This is a genomic window from Pseudomonas sp. 05N434, assembly GCF_056396965.1.
This window is the reverse complement of the sequence record NZ_JBFTMK010001004.1, coordinates 1-707: the sequence shown is the minus strand read 5'-3', so window position 1 is coordinate 707 and position 707 is coordinate 1. Positions and strand designations below refer to the sequence as shown.

Annotated in this window: 1 protein-coding gene; it reads right to left on the bottom strand. The window is 54.0% G+C overall.

From position 1 onward, the window contains the following. Positions 1 to 707, bottom strand: a 707-nt coding sequence (locus AC1DLB_RS31360; RefSeq protein WP_477786450.1) for an aminotransferase class I/II-fold pyridoxal phosphate-dependent enzyme, incomplete at both ends; no start/stop codon positions are given.

Sequence of the window (707 nt, the reverse complement as noted above, 5' to 3'; positions counted from 1 at the left end):
TGCTGGCGAACACGCAGAGCCAGAGTCTTGATGCCTCGGATGATTAGATACGCCGAAAAAGGATCCAGCGAGGCACCATTGATTTCACGGTAATGGCGAACTTGAGACATCAAATGCTCGGCGCCGCAGACCACACCACCGAGGACATCACCATGACCGGACAGGAATTTGGTCGCGCTGTGCACAACCACATCAACGCCTAAGGCGAGCGGGTTCTGATTCAGAGGCGTCGCGAATGTATTGTCCGCAACAACCAWAGCGCCCACTCGCTTGGCCGCTGCCACAAGGCGCCGAATATCAACGATTTTCAGCGTTGGGTTCGTGGGTGTTTCCAGGTACAGGACGTTGCAGCCTTTAGCGATTTCCTGCTCAAGCGCCATAGTGTCGAGCGTATCGCAAAGGGTTACCTCCACACCCATGCGTGGAAGAAACTCCTCAAAAATTTTGTTCGTACCGCCGTAGCTGTCACGCGTAGATATCACACGCTGCCCATAGGACAGGAAGGTGTGCAGTACACCGCTGATCGCGGCCATTCCGGTACTGAAAGCTACGGCCGACTCTGCGTTTTCGAKCTCACAGAGTTTATCTTCCAAGACGCAGACAGTGGGATTGCTCATCCGGCTGTAAATGAAGCCGGGCTCCTTTCCCAATGCCACGTCATACCACTTATCGATATCGTCATAGCCATAGGCAGCACTGACCACGAT